At 50.8% G+C, this 17,645-nt stretch carries 13 protein-coding genes; 10 read left to right on the top strand and 3 right to left on the bottom strand.

From position 1 onward, the window contains the following. Positions 1 to 417: 417 nt before the first annotated feature. Both KCG43_RS13085 and KCG43_RS13080 read left to right on the top strand, forming a co-directional pair. Positions 418 to 1,539, top strand: a complete 1,122-nt coding sequence (locus KCG43_RS13085) for an efflux RND transporter periplasmic adaptor subunit (protein ID WP_218385462.1) — start codon at positions 418 to 420, stop codon at positions 1,537 to 1,539. Between the two features lie 2 nt (positions 1,540 to 1,541). After that, positions 1,542 to 4,718, top strand: coding sequence for an efflux RND transporter permease subunit (locus KCG43_RS13080; protein ID WP_218385459.1), 3,177 nt, complete (start codon positions 1,542 to 1,544; stop codon positions 4,716 to 4,718). Between the two features lie 95 nt (positions 4,719 to 4,813). Here the strand turns inward: KCG43_RS13080 and KCG43_RS13075 are convergent, their stop codons facing one another. Continuing rightward, positions 4,814 to 6,289, bottom strand: a complete 1,476-nt coding sequence (locus KCG43_RS13075) for a Na+/H+ antiporter NhaC family protein (protein WP_192013856.1) — start codon at positions 6,287 to 6,289, stop codon at positions 4,814 to 4,816. Between the two features lie 26 nt (positions 6,290 to 6,315). Next, positions 6,316 to 7,662: a glutamine synthetase family protein gene (locus tag KCG43_RS13070; RefSeq protein ID WP_218385456.1), complete on the bottom strand. Its 1,347-nt coding sequence runs from the start codon at positions 7,660 to 7,662 to the stop codon at positions 6,316 to 6,318. A 201-nt stretch (positions 7,663 to 7,863) separates the two neighbouring features. On the opposite strand from KCG43_RS13070, the gene KCG43_RS13065 reads away from it, so the two are divergent. The 8 genes from KCG43_RS13065 to gabT are packed head-to-tail and all read left to right on the top strand — an operon-like array spanning position 7,864 to position 16,747. Further along, on the top strand, positions 7,864 to 8,628 hold the full coding sequence (locus KCG43_RS13065) for a gamma-glutamyl-gamma-aminobutyrate hydrolase family protein (RefSeq protein WP_218385454.1): 765 nt from the start codon (positions 7,864 to 7,866) through the stop codon (positions 8,626 to 8,628). Then, complete coding sequence (gene puuR, locus KCG43_RS13060; RefSeq protein ID WP_027251152.1) at positions 8,618 to 9,172, top strand: HTH-type transcriptional regulator PuuR; 555 nt, start codon at positions 8,618 to 8,620, stop codon at positions 9,170 to 9,172. Before KCG43_RS13065 ends, puuR begins: the two co-directional genes overlap by 11 nt. A 24-nt stretch (positions 9,173 to 9,196) precedes the next feature. After that, entirely contained in the window at positions 9,197 to 10,684 is a 1,488-nt protein-coding gene (locus KCG43_RS13055) for an aldehyde dehydrogenase (protein ID WP_218385451.1), read from the top strand. A 12-nt stretch (positions 10,685 to 10,696) separates the two neighbouring features. Beyond that, positions 10,697 to 11,974, top strand: a complete 1,278-nt coding sequence (locus KCG43_RS13050) for an FAD-binding oxidoreductase (RefSeq protein ID WP_192013849.1) — start codon at positions 10,697 to 10,699, stop codon at positions 11,972 to 11,974. A 22-nt stretch (positions 11,975 to 11,996) separates the two neighbouring features. Beyond that, complete coding sequence (gene aguB / locus KCG43_RS13045) at positions 11,997 to 12,866, top strand: N-carbamoylputrescine amidase (RefSeq protein WP_218385448.1); 870 nt, start codon at positions 11,997 to 11,999, stop codon at positions 12,864 to 12,866. A gap of 30 nt (positions 12,867 to 12,896) precedes the next feature. Continuing rightward, entirely contained in the window at positions 12,897 to 14,000 is a 1,104-nt protein-coding gene (gene aguA, locus KCG43_RS13040) for an agmatine deiminase (protein ID WP_218385445.1), read from the top strand. Positions 14,001 to 14,029: 29 nt separating this feature from the next. Then, positions 14,030 to 15,463 (top strand): NAD-dependent succinate-semialdehyde dehydrogenase, encoded by a 1,434-nt coding sequence (locus KCG43_RS13035; protein ID WP_218385442.1) that lies wholly within the window; start codon positions 14,030 to 14,032, stop codon positions 15,461 to 15,463. Between the two features lie 12 nt (positions 15,464 to 15,475). Then, a complete protein-coding gene (gene gabT, locus KCG43_RS13030; RefSeq protein ID WP_192013841.1) occupies positions 15,476 to 16,747 on the top strand; it encodes a 4-aminobutyrate--2-oxoglutarate transaminase in 1,272 nt (423 codons plus the stop codon). Positions 16,748 to 16,889: 142 nt separating this feature from the next. Here gabT and KCG43_RS13025 read toward each other — a convergent pair whose 3' ends face one another. Next, positions 16,890 to 17,345, bottom strand: coding sequence for a hypothetical protein (locus tag KCG43_RS13025; protein WP_192013839.1), 456 nt, complete (start codon positions 17,343 to 17,345; stop codon positions 16,890 to 16,892). Positions 17,346 to 17,645 lie beyond the last annotated feature (300 nt).

Below are 17,645 nucleotides of genomic sequence, written 5' to 3'. Positions count from 1 at the left end.
AAAAAAGTAAACAATTCGCCAGATTTTGGTTGTTCTCGCCATGCTCTGAGTTTGGGTTTTCTGTAGCTTATTGAATTATAGTATAAATATTTTTTGGTATGTGACTTGCTACAGACGTGTACCGACTATGAATAAGGTATATTGCAAATGGGTTAATTCATAAAGTACAGACACGTTAATAATCCCGTTTTTCATCAGAGTTAACATATTCAGAACAATACAGTTGAAACAAGTAAGCTCTGCTTTTTATCTCACAGACACATAAGTAGAATTCAGCTTGATTTATTCGTTACTTTTAAATGTTAAAGCTCACAGTTGCAGTTTCATTTTATGGGGCAATAACAAAATGAATCCAGAAAAATTGCATTAGACTTGAGTGGTAGCGTTTAGTGACGTTTCGTCATAAAAAAGGAGAATATGATGAGAGGACTACACACCGTGTTACGGTGGTTGGCGGCCAGGCCTTATATATATGCCATTGGTATTACCGTTCTGATTCTTGGCTGGATGCTGTCTGGTGGTCAGTCTCAGGAAGACAGCACAGCAATGCAGGCGCCGGGTAATGAAAACAGTGTGCCTGTTCAGTCTCAGGATAAGGCGCCGGTCCCTAAAGTCAGAATCACCACCTTCGCTGCCGAGCCGGTATTTCGTAGTCTGACCTTATACGGTAAAACAGAACCCAGCCGGCAGGCGACAATCAAAGCCGAAGTGGCTGGACGAGTCGTTGATGTGATTGCGCAGCGTGGCTCGTTAGTGAAGGAAGGACAAATCATTGCCCGTCTGGCTCAGGATGACTGGCCGGAGCAGTTAAAGCGGGCGAAAGCCGTGCTCAAACAGCGGCAGATTGAATACGACGGTGCGAAGCGACTGAATGAAAAAGGCTTTCAGGGGCGTGTTCTGTTAGCTCAAACCGAAGCTGACCTTGTTGATGCGCAAACGACCATAGCAACCTTGACGCTGAAGCTGGAAAAAACCACCATCCGGGCTCCATTGAGCGGTATCTTGAATGAGCGAATGGTAGAAGTAGGCGATTATGTTCAGGTGGGCGATCCGGTCGGTAATATTGCGGATATCAATCCGCTGATTGTCCGGGCTGATGTCACCGAAACGGATATTCAGCATATTCGTTTGGGCCAGGAAGCGGAGGCAAGATTGACAGGAAACCATGCTGCCACAGGCAAGGTTCGCTACCTTTCGAAAGTGGCAAATGAAACCACAAATACTTTCCGTATCGAGGTCGCTTTCGACAATGATGAGCTGCACTTGCTGGCAGGGACCAGTGCTGAGCTGGTGGTACCGATTGAAGAAACGGAAGCCATTAAAGTCACGCCTGCCGTACTGGCTCTGGATGAGGCCGGGAATCTTGGTGTTAAAACAGTAGAGAAAGATCATGTGGTCTTTACTCCGGTGCGTGTCGTGAAAAGTGATGGTGACGGTACCTGGCTGGGTGGATTTTCAGGCGTGGTGGATGTGATCACCGTTGGTCAGGGTTTCGTCCGGCCGGGTGATCGTGTTGAAGCTATCAGGATGGAGAACTGAGAATGCTTGGGATGATAGATGCCGCATTGCATCGTACCCGTACCGTTGTCCTTATTCTGCTGCTTCTTTTGGTTGCCGGGTATATGAGTTACCAGAGTATTCCTAAAGAAGCGGAACCGGATATTACCATTCCCTTTATTTACGTCTCGATTTCCCATAGCGGTATTTCACCGGAAGATGCTGAACGCTTGTTGCTGCGACCCATGGAGAAGGAATTGCGCGGCTTAGATGGCGTGAAAGAAATGACCTCAACCGCCAGTGAAGGGCATGGTTCGGTGTTACTGGAATTTGTGGCAGGGGCCGATACCAACAGTGCCTTAGCGGATGTGCGCGAGAAAGTGAGTCTGGCAAAGGCGAAATTGCCGGACGGCACAGACGAGCCGACGGTTAATGAAGTCACTATGGCCTCTGAAAACCCGGCCATCACAGTTATGTTGTCGGGCACTGCGCCAGAAAGAGCACTGATTACCATCGCTCGTGATCTTAAAGATAAGCTGGAAAGCATGCGGGAAGTGCTGGAAGTGGATATCGGTGGGGATCGGGAAGACATGATTGAGATTCTGGTTGATCCGCTGCTGATGGAAAGCTACGACCTGGATCAGCAAGATATTTATAACCTGATATCCCGTAATAACCGGCTTGTGGCGGCAGGTACACTCGACAGCGGGCAGGGGCGTTTTCCGATCAAGCTGCCTTCTGTCTTCGACAATATTAAAGATGTCATGGAAATGCCGGTTAAGGTGTCTGGCGATAAAGTGATTACCTTTGGTGATGTCGCTACTGTTCGCAGGACGTTTCAGGATGCCGAGTCTTATGCGCGCGTGAATGGTAAGCCTGCGGTATCACTGGAAGTCAAAAAGCGGCCTGGTGAAAATATCATCCAGACGGTCGAAGGTGTGAAAGCACTGATTGAAAAAGAGCGCGAATTCTGGCCGCCAACCATCGCGGTGGATTACACCGGTGATCAGTCAAAACATGTCAAAACCATGTTGAACGACCTGCAAAATAACGTGCTGTCTGCCATTTTGCTGGTGGTCATTGTGATTATCGCTATTCTTGGTGCGCGTACGGCATTGCTGGTGGGAATTGCCATTCCAGGCTCGTTTCTCACCGGGATTCTGGCATTGGCCGTGCTGGGTTATACGGTCAACATGGTAGTGCTATTTGCTCTGATCATGGCCGTTGGTATGCTGGTAGACGGTGCCATTGTGGTCACTGAATACGCCGACCGCGAAATGAGTGAAGGCACGCCGCGCTATGAAGCCTACAAAAAAGCCTCGAAGCGTATGGCCTGGCCGATTATTGCCTCCACAGCAACGACGTTGGCAGCTTTTGGCCCGTTACTCTTCTGGCCGGGTATCATGGGCGAGTTCATGAAATTCCTGCCATTGACGCTGATCATGACCTTAGTTGCCTCTTTGGCGATGGCATTGATTTTTGTGCCGACATTAGGTGGCTTGTTTGGTAAGCCGCGGCCCATCTCTGCTGAAAAACGTCAGCAACTGATTGAAGCTGAAGAGGGCGATATTGAGCACCTGCCAGGTTTCACCGGCAATTATGTCCGGGTACTGAAAGCGGCGGTCAAACGGCCATGGAAGGTGTTATTCGGCGCGTTGTTGTTTTCGCTGGCGGTTATCCTGCTGTACGGCAAAGCCGGTAACGGGACGGAATTTTTCCCTGAGGTGGAGCCGGAAGGGTTTAATATCGTTGTTCGATCTCAGGGCGATTTATCTATTGAAGAGAAAGATCGTCTGATCAAAGAGGTGGAACGCCAACTATTGAACCTACCTGAGGTAGAAACCCTGTATGCGCGCTCGGGAGGCGATGACCGAATTGGTATGCTTAGGGTTAACCTGATTGACTGGCAAGACAGACGTCCGGCGGCGGAAACGATTGAAGAGATTAAGCAGCGCACCGCCGGGCTTGCCGGGCTGGAAATTGAAGTGCGGCAGGATCAGGCTGGGCCACCAACGGGCGATAAAGATGTCAACCTGCAAATCAGTTCACGTTTTCCTGCACTGCTGAAAGACTCAGTTGCGAAAGTCCGTAAGGAACTGGAATCTAACCCTGCCTTCACCAACATTGATGATACCGGCCCTAAACCGGGTATCGAATGGCAGATAAAAGTTGATCGGGCCGATGCCGCGCGGTTTGGCGCAGATGCCACTTTGGTCGGAAATAATGTCCAGTTTGTCACAACAGGGTTAACGCTCGGCGAATACCGGGCTGATGACGTTGATGATGAAATGGATATCCGTGTGCGGTTCCCGGAACAGTACCGGCATATTACCCGCCTTGAAGAGCTACGGCTGAAAACGGCGCAGGGGCAGATTCCGCTCAGTAACTTCAGTACTTTAGAAGCCGCCAACAAGCTGGATACCATCAAAAAAGTGGATGGACGTCAGGCGCTGTCGGTAACGGCTGACATGGCGCCCGGTTATAATCTGAGTAAAGTCATTCCTGAAGTCATGGCGCGTTTACCCGAACTGGGGCTGGATCCCAGGGTCCAGATTACGCTCCGAGGGGAAAACGAAGAGCAGGAGAAAGCGTCGGCTTTCCTGAGTAAAGCCTTCCTGGTTGCGATGGCTGTGATGGCGATTATTCTGGTCACCCAGTTTAATTCTTTCTATCAGGCTTTTCTGATCCTGACAGCTGTTCTGTTCTCAACGGTCGGCGTACTGCTTGGGATGCTGGTGTTCAATCAGCCGTTTGGCATAGTGATGTCCGGGATTGGTATCATCTCGCTGGCCGGGATAGTCGTGAATAACAATATCGTTCTGATTGATACCTATAACGTGCTCAGAAACCAGGGCATGGAGCCGATTGAGGCGATTCTTCGCACCGGCGCCCAGCGCTTACGTCCTGTAATGATGACCACAGTCACCACCATTTTAGGCTTGATGCCAATGGTACTGATGGTGAATGTGGATCTGATACAGCGCAAAGTGGAATTTGGCGCCCCGTCTACGCAAATGTGGGCACAACTTGCCACAGCCGTGGCGGGTGGGCTGGCCTTTGCAACGGTTCTGACGCTGGTGATAACCCCTTGTATGCTGGCGCTGGGCGTGCATCGTCAGCAGCGTAAAAAACAGAAAGCAAAAAGCACGCATTCACCGCATCTGATCGATGAAGCAATGCTTGATGATGAAGAGGTGAAATCGCTGGAAAAAGTCAGTTAACGATCTGGCTTGTTCTGTACCGATCTGAACCATAAAAAGAACCGCCACCTTTTTCAAGGTGGCGGTTTTTCTTGGGCTAGGGTGTTGCATGGTTATCAGGCGATAACCAGAAAGAACACTGCGGTTGCAACAATACCAATCAGTGCATAAGGGATTTGAGTCAGGGCGTGCTGCATAGCGGTACAGCCACTGCCTTGTGCAGACAGTACTGTGGAGTCACTGAAGAAGCATGAGTGACTGCCGGCCGCAGACGCTGACAACAGCGCGCCGATAGTGATAGAGACAGGTACACCCAGGTGCGCACCCAGCGGGAATACAATCGGCATGGCTACCGCAAACAATCCCCAGGATGAGGCGGTCGCAAAGACCAGCGCGGCCATCACAAGGAAGATGATTGCAGGGAACATTTGTGCCGACAGGTAAGGCGAAACAGTTTCGATAACATACTGTGTCAGACCCAACTGATCATTGACGTTTTTCAGCATGAAACCGGCGATGACAGTTGCCAGAGGTAACATCATGATTTTGATACCGTCATAGACAGCCTCAAACATGGTGTTCACCGGCATCAGACGCTGTACGCCGTAAAGGAACATGGTGAAAATCATGGCAACGAAGACGCCAGCCAGCAAATCAATATCGAAATACCAGCTTGCGGCAACCAGCACTATCATAGGCAGGGCAAAGTTCAGTACACCAATGGTTGAGTTTGGATGCGCTTTCACATCTTCACCCAGTGCAATGTCAACGCCACCGTCAGGCTGCACCTGACCATTCTGTGCACGTTTCTCTGCCGCTTTCATCGCACCCAGGTCAGGGATTTTTCCAGTGGCTACCAGGAACACAACCAGCAGTGTTACCCAGCCGTATGCCATATAGGGAATCGCATCAATATAGGCACTGATCCCTTTGCCGGATGCGGCAATGTCGTTATCTTCCAGCAGCGAGCTGAAGAATATAGCCCAGGTGGAAATAGGCAGCAGGATACAAACCGGTGCGGCGGTGGAATCGACCAGATAAGCCAGTTTCTCACGAGAGATTTTGTAGCTGTCTGTAATGCGCTTCATCGATGACGAAATCGCAATCGCATTCAGGTAGTCATCAATGAAGACCAGAATACCCAGCACGAAAGTCAGTACCATTGACTGGCGTTTGCTTTTGACTTTAGTGACCAAAGCTTCACTGAAACTCAGGATACTGCCGCCTTTTTCCAGTATGGTGATCAATCCGCCCATTAAGCCGCAGACCAGAATCAGCCAGGCAATGGTTTCATCCATCATGACTGTCATCGACACATCGACGACATTCCCGACGATCTGCTGAGGATCTATCATAATCAGGCCGACGATAGCGCCACTGAACAGGGCCTCGACGGTTCGGTGAGTTAACAACGCCACGGCCAGAACGAAAATGGTCGGTAACAAACTGTACCAGCCATAGGGCGTTCCTGATTCATGGGTGTTACCAATAATGGCAAAAGTCCCGATGATCCCGGCAATTGCCAGAATAACCGACATGCTCTTCGCATTTGGCTTCTGCGGCGCATCTAATGCAGGTGTTTTCACTGTCATACAAGAATTCCTTTCCTATCTTTCAGTTACGCTGAATGAAGCATCCACTCAATTTCCAGTGGCGTGACGGCTTTTTCAAAGTCCGCCAGTTCACGTTGCTTGCATGCTAGATAAAGCGAGATAAATGATTGCGGTAGGTACATCGACATTAGCTCGCTTGATGCAAGCTTTATTAGTGCGTCCGGCATGCGAAGAGGTAACTCTACCGCATTGTCGGCCAGTTGTGGTGGGCATTGCTCAAAAGTAAAACGTTCGCTGGCAAGCAAGCCAGCCAAGAGCACTGAAGCAAGCACATACGGGTTGACATCTGCTCCAGCGATACGATGTTCAATACGGCGGTTATGGCTGTCACTCATTGGTATTCTGAGTGCAACCCCGCGGTGATTTTCTCCCCAGTTGGCATGGGTGGGCGTGTACATAGAAGCCGAGAAGCGGCGGTATGAATTCACGTTAGGGCAAAGCAGTGCCATGGAATCCGGCATCATGGCCAGCATGGCAGCCAGCGTCTGGTAATAGAAGGGGCTGGCTTCGTCTTCCTTATCGGAAAACAGGTTCTTGCCGTCTTTATCTACCACGCTCAGATGCATGTGTTTGCCGTTACCGGCTTCGTCAGCATAGGGTTTAGCCATGAAAGTGACATCGAAATCATGGGCCTGAGCAACCTGGCGAATTAACCGCTTAGCCAGAATGACCTGATCACAAGCATTAACAACATCTTGCTGGTGGTTAAAGTTGATCTCGAACTGACCAGGCGCCGATTCAGACAGTGCGCCTGACGTATTCAGTCCCTGAGCAACGGCAGCGTCATTCAGATCGCGTAAAAACGCGGAATAATCATCAAGATTCTCTACGTTGTACACATCTGAACGGTACTCTCTGTCATGGTGGATGGGATTGAGAGGCGGTTGGATAGCGCCCTTAACCCCGCGGTTTTTATCCAGCAGATAAAACTCAAGCTCAATCGCGACAACCGGAAACTGCTCGCGTTGGTGAAGCTGCTCAAGCAGGCTCACCAGAACAGAGCGGATACAAAGGTCTGTCGGCTGGCTGCCTGACTCATCCATCATGGTCAGCATGACCTGGCCGACTTCAGGATTAAAGGTGGTGGTCAATGTGCCTGGAACCGGGTAACAGATATGATCTGGTTCACCCAGTGCCTCGCCGAGTCCCGCTTCTTCAACCACATTCCCTTCAATGCTCAGCGAGATAGTAGAGAGAGGTAAGTAAACGCCTTTCTCTATTTTTTCAACCGCTTCGACTGGAATACGTTTGCCTCTCGGGGTTGCGTTGATGTCGGTAAAGAGCAAATCAACGAACCTGATCTCTGGCCACTTTTGTTTAAAATTTTTAACTTCTTCTTTAAATCCGTTCATTCACGAAACACCTCGTGTGGATACATCCTGTAACTTATATTTAACAGAAGAACGCCAAATGGCAATAATTGTGTTCAAAATGTTCGAAATATCGAACGTTGATCAAATTTTAGTAACATTATTGTAAATTGCAGGTTGATTTCCCTTAGTGCTCTAAGCTAGGTTTGTTCAATAAATCGAACACTGATGGCAGGAGAGACCATGATGAACTCAACAAAAGCTGGACCGGTAATTGGCGTTGTATGCTGTAAAAAATCACTGGAAGGCTATGGCATTCAAAGTGTTAATGAGTTCTATCTCCATGCGATAAAGCAGTTTGGTGCCAACCCGGTTCTGTTCCCGTCGGGCTCTACGGCTGAAGAAATTAAGCAACTGATTGGATTGGTCGACGGCGTGCTGCTGACCGGCAGCCATTCGAATGTTGCGCCTGCCCGTTACGGTGCAGAACATGATGAACCGAAAAAAGATGAAGGCCGTGATGCTCTGTCATTTGCACTGATAGATACCTGTATCAAAGAGAACGTGCCTATTCTCGGTATCTGCCGCGGATTTCAGGAAATGAATGTTGCGCTTGGTGGATCACTGCACCCGAAAGTGCATGTAGTTGAAGGCTTTAACGATCACAGGGAAAGCCCGCTTAATGACATGGTCCTCAAGTATTCACCGGCTCATCCGGTAAATATTTCTGACAACGGCATCTTTGCCGACTGGCTGGCGCCGCTGGACAACATTGAAGTGAATTCTCTGCACGGCCAGGGTGTTAATCAATTAGCACCAGGTCTTACCGTGGAAGCCGTTGCACCGGATGGTTTGATTGAAGCCTTTAGTTTACAGGCGCATCCATTCTTTATTGGTGTGCAGTGGCACCCAGAGTGGCAAGCGACTGAAAACCATTTTTCACGAATTTTGTTTGATCAGTTTATGATATCGGCTTCAAAACGAAGGAGCCTCCATGATGGAAACTGACTCAATTGGTAAAAAAATCGCACAGCTTAGAAAAGAATACAAATTGTCTCAGCGTGAACTGGCAGAAAAAGCCGATATCACCCACAGCGCTATCTCATCAATCGAGAACAGCAAGGTGAGTCCGTCGGTCAGTTCATTACACAAGATAGTGAAAGTGTTCGATATGTCCTTGTCTGAGTTTTTTACACAAGATCAGGCATTTGATGAGCGTCCGGTGGTGATTAAGCCTGATCAGCTCATTGAAATGGGCAACGAACAAGTTTCAATGAAACTGGTCTGCGATGGCCGCAAAGACAGACAAATGGGCTTTTTGATTGAGGTATACCAGCCTCATTCAAGCACAGGACTGATAAGCATTAAACACGAAGGTGAGGAAAGCGGAACGGTACTGGAAGGTGAAATAGAACTGGCGCTGGGTGACAAAACCTATGTTATCGGCGAAGGGGAAAGTTACCTGTTTGATACCAGTATTCCTCACAAGTTTACCAACAGAACGGACAAACTTTGCCGGATTGTCAGCGCACATACCCCGGCTAGTTTCTGACGTCCACACCCAAAAGGAAGGCGTATGAACACTCAACAGCAATGGACAGCACTAAAACAGCAGATAGAAATTGAAGCCAGGGCATTCATTCACGGTGAATACCAGCATGCCCAGAGTGGTAACACCTTTGCTGTGATCAACCCTGCGACAGACGAGCATCTTGTTGATGTTGCCCGCTGTGACGCAAAGGATGCAGCAATTGCTGTTGAGATGGCCAGAAGTGCCTTTAATCGCGGAGACTGGCAGGATCAGAGCCCGGCACAGAGAAAAGCTGTGTTACTGGCGTTTGCCGACCTGATCGATCAGGAGCGGGAAACCCTGGCCCTGCTGGAAACCCTGGATACCGGTAAACCTATCAGTCACAGTTTCAGTACTGATATTCCCGGCGCTGCCGCGGCCATTCGCTGGTACGCCGAAGCGATTGATAAAACCTATGGCGAAGTAGCGCCCACTGAAGTCAATGTGCATGCCTATATCACGCATCAGCCCATTGGTGTCGTTGCGGCCATAGTGCCCTGGAACTTTCCACTATGGCTCGCGTGCTGGAAATTAGGACCAGCGCTGGCGGCCGGAAACAGTGTGATTCTCAAACCCTCTGAAAAGTCACCGTTAACCGCGATCCATCTTGGCAAACTGGCCAAACAGGCTGGTATCCCGGACGGTGTGTTTCAGGTATTGCCTGGATTCGGGCATGAAGTGGGGGATGCGCTCGCCCGTCATGATGATGTGGATTGCATCACCTTCACCGGCTCAACCCGGGTAGCCCGTCAACTGATGGTGTGTTCGGGCGAATCCAATATGAAACGTGTCTGGGCCGAAGCGGGCGGTAAAAATGCCAATATCGTGTTCGCGGATTACAAGAATCTGGACAAGGCAGCGGCGGAAACCGCAGCGGGCTGTTTCTATAACCAGGGCGAAGTGTGCGTGGCAGCCACCCGCTTGCTGGTACATGAAAGCATCAAAGATGCGTTTGTCGCCAAAGTCATCGCGGCATCACACACCTTTACTCCGAAAGATCCGCTCGATCCTGCTTCGTCAATGGGCGCACTGATCGATCAGGATCACAAAGCCAAAGTGCTGGATTATGTCGCCAAAGGGGAAGCGGCCGGTGCCAAAGTGCTGTGCGGCGGTGATGTCGCAGGGCAAGGTGCCTTTGTTGCCCCGGTGGTGTTAGGTGATGTCAGCAATGACATGGCTGTTGCCCGTGAAGAAATTTTTGGTCCTGTGTTGTGCGTGATCCCGTTCAGCACAGAAGAAGAAGCGATTGCGATCGCCAACGATTCCCCCTATGGGCTGGGTGCCGCGTTATGGACGTCCGATCTGGACCGTGCACACCGGGTTGCCCGTCAGCTTCAGGCGGGTTCGGTCTGGATTAATAACTACAACGAAGGTGACATGACAGTTCCGTTTGGCGGCTTTAAACAAAGCGGCAATGGTCGGGATAAATCACTGCATGCCCTGGAGAAGTTCACAGAGGTGAAAACCACTTGGCTTCGTCTTGAGTCGTACTAAAAGGAGTTTACTGTGATTAATCATACCGGTTCTTTCTACGCCGCTACGGCGAACTATACGCGAGAGTTTCGCACCCTGACCGATAACATCGAGTGCGATGTATGTATCGTGGGTGCGGGTTTCAGCGGTCTGTCATCGGCGCTGCACCTGGCGAAAAAAGGCTTTAAGGTTGTGGTCCTCGAAAGTGCCAAAGTGGGTTTTGGCGCGACGGGCCGTAACGGCGGACAAATTGTCAACAGCTACAGCCGCGATGTCGATGTCATCGAGAAACGTTACGATAAAAAGACCTCAGATGCGCTGTGCAGCATGATTTTTGAAGGTGGCGATATTATTCGCGGCCTGATAGAAGAATTTAACATTGACTGTGATCATCGTCAGGGCGGCCTGTTTACTGCGGTGAACAACAAGCAGTTAGAAGGGCTGAAGCACCATAAAGCCAACTGGGAGCGCTACGGCAATAAAGAGATGACACTGCTCGATAAAGCTGAGCTGCAAACTATGGTGGGCACTGACGTCTACGAAGGCGGTTTGCTGGACATGCGTGGCGGCCATATTCATTCACTGAACCTGGCGCTGGGCGAAGCCGAAGCCATTATTCAGATGGGCGGACAGATTTTTGAACAGTCAGCCGTTACCCGGATTGAAAAAGGCGCCAAACCTGTTGCTCACACCAGCCAGGGCTCAGTCAAAGCGCAATATATGGTACTGGCCGGCAATGCTTATCTGGGTGGTCTGGCGCCGAATATCAGCAATAAAGCCATTCCATGCGGCACACAGGTGGTGACGACAGAACAATTGTCAGATGCACTGTGCGATGAGCTGCTGCCGCAACGTTACTGCGTAGAAGACTGCAATTACCTGCTGGATTACTTCCGTATTACCGGCGACAACCGGATGCTGTTTGGCGGCGGTGTGGTATACGGCGCACGTGATCCGGCCAACGTAGAGAAACTGATCCGTCCGAAGATGGAGAAAGTCTTCCCTCAGCTAAAAGGCGTGAAGCTGGACTTTGCCTGGACCGGTAACTTCCTGCTGACCTATTCACGTATGCCGCAATTTGGCAGTTTTGCTGACAACATTTACTACCTGCAAGGATACAGCGGCCATGGCATTACCTGTACGCATCTTGCCGGCAAACTGCTGGCTGAAGCGCTGACCGGACATGCTGAGCGTTTTGATGCATTTGCGTCTCTGCGTCATTACGCCTTCCCGGGCGGGCGCCATTTCCAGGTGCCGTTTACGGCGCTTGGGGCCGCTTACTACAACTTACGCGACAAGCTCGCTATCTAAGGATCGGAAAAGGAAGAGAACAATGTCAAAGACAGTGACTTTTGCTTCAGTGCAGCTTTCGATGTCGTGGGATATCGATAATAACCTGAAAAAGATCAGCCAGGCGGTGAAAGAAGCCGCTGACAATGGCGCGAACGTTGTGGTGCTGCAAGAACTCTTTGCTGCTCCTTACTTCTGTAAAGAACAGGTAGCCAAGTATTTCGAGCTGGCTGAAGAAACCGACAACAGCCCGTTGATTGATCACATGAGCCAGCTGGCGCGTGAATTCAATGTTGTGATACCGGTGAGTTACTTTGAGCGTTCAGGCAACAGCTTTTTTAACTCTCTGGTGATGATCGACGCTGACGGCACTGTGATGGACAACTACCGTAAGTCACACATTCCTGATGGTCCGGGTTATAGCGAGAAATTCTACTTCAGCCCTGGTGATACCGGCTTCAAAGTCTGGCAAACCCGGTTTGGCAAGTTTGGGGTTGGGATCTGCTGGGATCAGTGGTTCCCGGAGCTGGCACGCTGTCTGGCGCTGGCGGGCGCAGAAGCGATTTTCTATCCGACTGCCATTGGCTCTGAGCCTCAGGATCCAACGCTGGACTCACGCGATCACTGGCAGCGCACTATGCAGGGGCATTCTGCTGCCAACCTGATCCCTGTGATCGCCGCCAACCGCACCGGTGTAGAAACCGACGATGGCATTGAAACCACCTTCTATGGCTCGTCGTTTATTACCGATCATACCGGCAAGAAACTGGCTGAAGCGGGCCGTGATGAAGAAACCATCATTTATGCTGCTATAGATTTGGAAGCAACAGCCAAAGCGCGTTACAGCTGGGGTCTGTTCCGTGACCGACGTCCTGATTTGTACACACGCATCAACTCCCTGACGGGTAAGTAATACACTCGGAACATAGAAAGGAAGACTGCCATGGAACGACAGGGCACCCCTTCAGAGCACGGCTATTATTTCCCTGCGGAGTTTGCTCCGCAGGAACAGGTTTGGCTGGCATGGCCGGAGCGGCCTGATAACTGGCGTGAGACTGCGAAGCCAGCGCAGCACGCTTTTACTCAGGTTGCGACGGCCATCAGCCAACATACTAAGGTCTGCGTGGCTGTCAGCCCCAATCAGTACCTGACGGCAACGCTCATGTTGCCAGAAGAGATTGAGATCGTTGAAATGCCGCTCAATGACGCCTGGATGAGAGACATCGGCCCGACAGTCGTGGTGAACGATAGCGGTGATCGTCGTGGCATCAGCTGGCAGTTCAATGCATGGGGCGGAGAAGTTGATGGCTTGTATGCCCCCTGGAATGACGACGATCAGGTGGCGGCGACAATTTGCGAACACCTCGGGCTGGATTACTATCGCGCACCTTTTGTACTGGAAGGGGGAGCGATTCACACTGACGGTGAAGGCACCCTGTATACCACGGAAGAATGCCTGCTGTCTGCCGGGCGTAATCCGCATCTCAGCAAAGCAGAGATCGAAGCGTGTCTGGCCGATTACCTGTCAGTCAGCAAGGTGATCTGGCTGCCGGATGGCTTGTTTAATGATGAGACCAATGGTCATGTCGATAATCTGCTGCACGTGATTGCGCCAGGTGAAGTGGTCTTAAGCTGGTGTGATGATCCTGACGATCCGCAGTATGCGATTTCCCGCCGGGCACTGGATGTGCTGAAGAACAGCACGGATGCGAAAGGCCGGCGTATCAGGGTGCACAAGCTGCCGATCCCGGGTCCGCTATATTTAACACAAGAGGAAGCGGCCGGTATTGAGCCATCAGGTGGAATGAAACGCGAAGCGGGCGAACGTTTGGGCGGCTCATATGCCAACTTCCTGATGTGTAACAAAAACGTGTTTTTACCCTTGCTGGACTCAGCCAGTGATCAGCAAGCCATGGATATTCTGCAAGCGGCGCTGCCGGACTATCAGATTATCGGTATACCGACCCGGGAAGTGCTGCTTGGCGGCGGCAATATCCATTGTATTACTCAGCAGATCCCTGACGCACTTGCCTGCAAACAGGGCTGACAGGTCTGGTCAAATGAAAAGGTTTTATTATGCAGCAAATTAAGAACCGCACTTTGCTCGCCTTTGTGTGCGAGCCATCCGACACCTCTCTGGCTGTGACCAATCCGGCTGACGGTGAAGTGTTGTGTCATATTCCGACTCAGAATGAAGCGGAAATTGCTTCTGCCATTGAACGCGCCAATACCGCGCAAAAAGCCTGGGCGAAAACCAGTGCCAAAGAGCGTGCGGTGATCCTGCGTCGCTGGTTTGATCTGATTATGCAAAACCAGGACGATCTCGGCCGTCTGATGACCCTGGAACAGGGCAAGCCGCTGGCCGAAGCCAAAGGCGAAGTGGCCTACGGTGCCAGCTTTATTGAGTGGTTCTCGGAAGAAGCGAAACGTACCTATGGCGATTCCATTCCTGGCCCGACGACAGATAAACGCATCGTGACGATCAAGCAGCCCATCGGTGTGGCCTGTGCCATCACTCCCTGGAACTTCCCGATTGCGATGATCACCCGTAAAGCTGCGCCTGCACTGGCGGCGGGCTGTACCTTTATCTGCAAACCCGCCAATCAGACGCCTTTGTCAGCCTATGCGGTGGCTGAATTAGGCTATCAGGCCGGTATCCCGCGCGACGCGCTTCAATTGGTCGTGAATGCCTCGTCCAGCATGGTGGGCAAGGTGTTCACCGGCAGTTCGCTGATCCGTAAGTTGTCTTTTACCGGTTCTACCGGTGTAGGACGGCTGCTGATGGCGCAATGCGCCGACAGCATTAAGCGGACTTCGATGGAGCTGGGCGGCAACGCGCCATTCATCGTGTTTGATGATGCCGATATCGATCTGGCAGTGAAAGGCGCGCTGGCCTCTAAATTCCGTAATGCCGGCCAAACCTGCGTGTGTGCCAACCGCTTCTACGTGCAAGACGGTGTTTACGATGCCTTCGTTGCCAAATTCAAAGCGGAAGTTGAAAAGCTGAAAGTGGGCAACGGGCTGGATGAAGGCGTGACTATCGGTCCTGTGATCGATGCGTCGGCCAAAGAGAAGATCATGCACTTAACGGATCACACCGTTGCTCAGGGCGCAAGACTGGTGACGGGTGGACAGCAGCTTGACGGCCTGTTTGTCCAGCCGACGATTCTGGCGGATGTCACGCACGACATGGATATCGTGCAGGAGGAAATCTTTGGCCCGATTGCACCTGTCATCCGGTTCAGCACTGATGACGAGCTGATCGACATGGCCAACGACACGATTTATGGCCTCGCTTCTTACTTCTACAGCCAGAACATCAACCGGATCTGGAAAGTGGCGGAAGCACTGGAATACGGCATGGTGGGGATCAATGAAGGCATGATTTCAACCGAAGTTGCCCCGTTTGGCGGGGTGAAACAATCCGGTATCGGACGTGAAGGTGCCAAGCAAGGCATCGACGAATACATGGACATTAAATACCTCTGTTTTGGCGGCATTCAAGCATAAGGAAGGGAAGTGATGAGCAATCAAGTATGGCAAGCACGTAAGCAACAAGTTATCGCACAGGGAATGGGCAACCTGAATCCGCTGTATGTAGAAACTGCAAAGAATGCCGAAATCTGGGATATCGAAGGTAATCGCTATATTGATTTTGGTTCGGGTATCGCGGTGAACAACACAGGCCATTCGCACCCGCGTATTGTCGAAGCGGTGAAAGCGCAGCTGGATAATTTTTCCCATACCTGTGCCATGGTGACGCCGTATACGTCCTTCGTGGAACTGGCGGAACAACTGACAGCACGCGCCCCTGGTAACACAGCGAAAAAAGCCGTCTTTCTGACCACAGGTGCAGAAGCGGTCGAAAACGCCATCAAAGTTGCCCGTGCGCACACCAAACGCAGTGGCGTGATTGCGTTTAAAGGCGGTTTCCACGGTCGGACCAATATGACCATGGGGCTGACCGGTAAAGTGGCACCTTACAAAGCGGGTTTCGGTCCCTTCCCGGGCGAAATCTATCATGCCCCTTATCCGAATGCGTTCCACGGCATCAGCATTGAAGACAGTCTGCAGGCGATTGACGATCTGTTCGCCTGTGACATTGAACCGTCACGTGTTGCCGCCATTATTTTTGAGCCGGTTCAGGGTGAAGGGGGCTTTTATCAGGCGCCGCCTGCGTTTGCTCAGGCGCTGCGTGAACTGTGTGACAAACACGGTATCCTGCTGATTGCCGATGAAATTCAAACCGGTTTTGCCCGTACCGGCAAAATGTTCGCTACTGAGTACTTGGGTATTGAACCGGACATGATGACCATGGCGAAAGGGATTGCCGGTGGTTTCCCAATCTCAGCCCTGGTGGGTAAAGCCAATATCATGGACGCTGCTGGCCCCGGTGGTTTGGGCGGGACTTATGCCGGCTCACCTCTGGGTTGTGCCGCAGGTTTGGAAGTGCTGAAGATCATTGATGAAGAGCAGCTGTGTGAGAAAGCCCTGAAAATTGGCGAAGTGATGACCAGCCATTTCCGTGCGCTTCAGTCTGATTTCCCTGTGATTGGCGAGGTACGTAATCTGGGCGCGATGATCGCCGTCGAGTTTGTCGATCCTCAGTCCGGTGCCCCAATGGCTGATCTGACCAAATCGCTGGTGGCTCAGGCGCGGGAAGAAGGTGTTATTCTGTTGTCTTGTGGTGTGAAAGGGAACGTTATCCGTTTCCTGCCTGCCCTGACGATTGAAGATGAGATCCTAGCCGAAGGCATCGAGAAAGTGAAAAAAGCACTGGCAGCCTTGGTTTAAAAACGAGGTTCAGTACTGGTTTCATGGATGCCAGCTGCACAAAAAATAAAAGGGCATACGATGTGATGCCCTTTATTTTTTAAATTGAATCTGTCGTATTCCATTGTTTATTTTTGATGATTCAGACACATGGCTGAATACGTTAGACTGCGGTCACCAATACACCAATGGCGTTTTGTTCGTGATAAATCGAGTGGTGAGCCGGGTCATTAGCATAGTCCTGAAGGGCATGTCTTGCCGTCGCGCTATATCCGATCGCGACAACCCATCTTGAGCCGGGGTTCGGCGCCGGATAATGTACGATTTTATTCATGTCCTGCTGAGCCGAGGCAAGGAGGACGGCACCTGCGTTCGTTGCACTTTCAACTTTAAGTTCAATCGCATACCTCCCATCATTATCCTGAGCCAGTGCATCTAAGCGCCAGTTTCCATTCGGCGGCGGATAAGGCACTTCACGAGTGGCTTGTATCCCTGCCTGACGGAAAAGAAGAATCAGTTCGACTTGCATCCATATTTCCCAGGCAGCACCGGTTGTAATGGCTTCTGTGATTCGTGCTGAATCATTGAGAATCATATAAGCTAAATTTTGGTTATTCATGATTTACCCTTCCTGATAATTGAATGGAAAGCGGTTCATTCTGACTTATTGGTTCAGTGCTATGAACACGCACAGGGTAAGAATATGCTTTCTCCTAAAAGCCGCCTTTTATAGGCTCACAGAAAACTTTCTCAGAATCATTGAATAAAAAGGGGAGCAAGAACAGCTCACCAGAATGGACTGAAAGGGTTGTCAGCGCAGGGCGAGAGCACGTATGCTCATTTTTTATCCAAACCTTGGATTCCCGCCAATATTACTTGCTCCAAATAGGCAATATTCATGGCAGCTATTTTCTGCTTG

The sequence above is a fragment of the Photobacterium sp. WH24 genome (assembly GCF_019204055.1).
GTDB lineage: Bacteria > Pseudomonadota > Gammaproteobacteria > Enterobacterales > Vibrionaceae > Photobacterium > Photobacterium arenosum.
Note: the sequence above shows the minus strand (reverse complement) of the source record. Positions and strands in the feature narration are given on the sequence as shown.

What these genes read in the sequence shown, in the direction of transcription:
- KCG43_RS13085 (WP_218385462.1), top strand. Translation starts at nt 418, where the DNA reads ATGATGAGAGGACTACACACCGTGTTACGGTGGTTGGCGGCCAGGCCT.
- KCG43_RS13080 (WP_218385459.1), top strand. Translation starts at nt 1,542, where the DNA reads ATGCTTGGGATGATAGATGCCGCATTGCATCGTACCCGTACCGTTGTC.
- KCG43_RS13075 (WP_192013856.1), bottom strand. Translation starts at nt 6,289, where the DNA reads ATGACAGTGAAAACACCTGCATTAGATGCGCCGCAGAAGCCAAATGCG.
- KCG43_RS13070 (WP_218385456.1), bottom strand. Translation starts at nt 7,662, where the DNA reads ATGAACGGATTTAAAGAAGAAGTTAAAAATTTTAAACAAAAGTGGCCA.
- KCG43_RS13065 (WP_218385454.1), top strand. Translation starts at nt 7,864, where the DNA reads ATGATGAACTCAACAAAAGCTGGACCGGTAATTGGCGTTGTATGCTGT.
- puuR (WP_027251152.1), top strand. Translation starts at nt 8,618, where the DNA reads ATGGAAACTGACTCAATTGGTAAAAAAATCGCACAGCTTAGAAAAGAA.
- KCG43_RS13055 (WP_218385451.1), top strand. Translation starts at nt 9,197, where the DNA reads ATGAACACTCAACAGCAATGGACAGCACTAAAACAGCAGATAGAAATT.
- aguB (WP_218385448.1), top strand. Translation starts at nt 11,997, where the DNA reads ATGTCAAAGACAGTGACTTTTGCTTCAGTGCAGCTTTCGATGTCGTGG.
- aguA (WP_218385445.1), top strand. Translation starts at nt 12,897, where the DNA reads ATGGAACGACAGGGCACCCCTTCAGAGCACGGCTATTATTTCCCTGCG.
- KCG43_RS13035 (WP_218385442.1), top strand. Translation starts at nt 14,030, where the DNA reads ATGCAGCAAATTAAGAACCGCACTTTGCTCGCCTTTGTGTGCGAGCCA.
- gabT (WP_192013841.1), top strand. Translation starts at nt 15,476, where the DNA reads ATGAGCAATCAAGTATGGCAAGCACGTAAGCAACAAGTTATCGCACAG.
- KCG43_RS13025 (WP_192013839.1), bottom strand. Translation starts at nt 17,345, where the DNA reads ATGAATAACCAAAATTTAGCTTATATGATTCTCAATGATTCAGCACGA.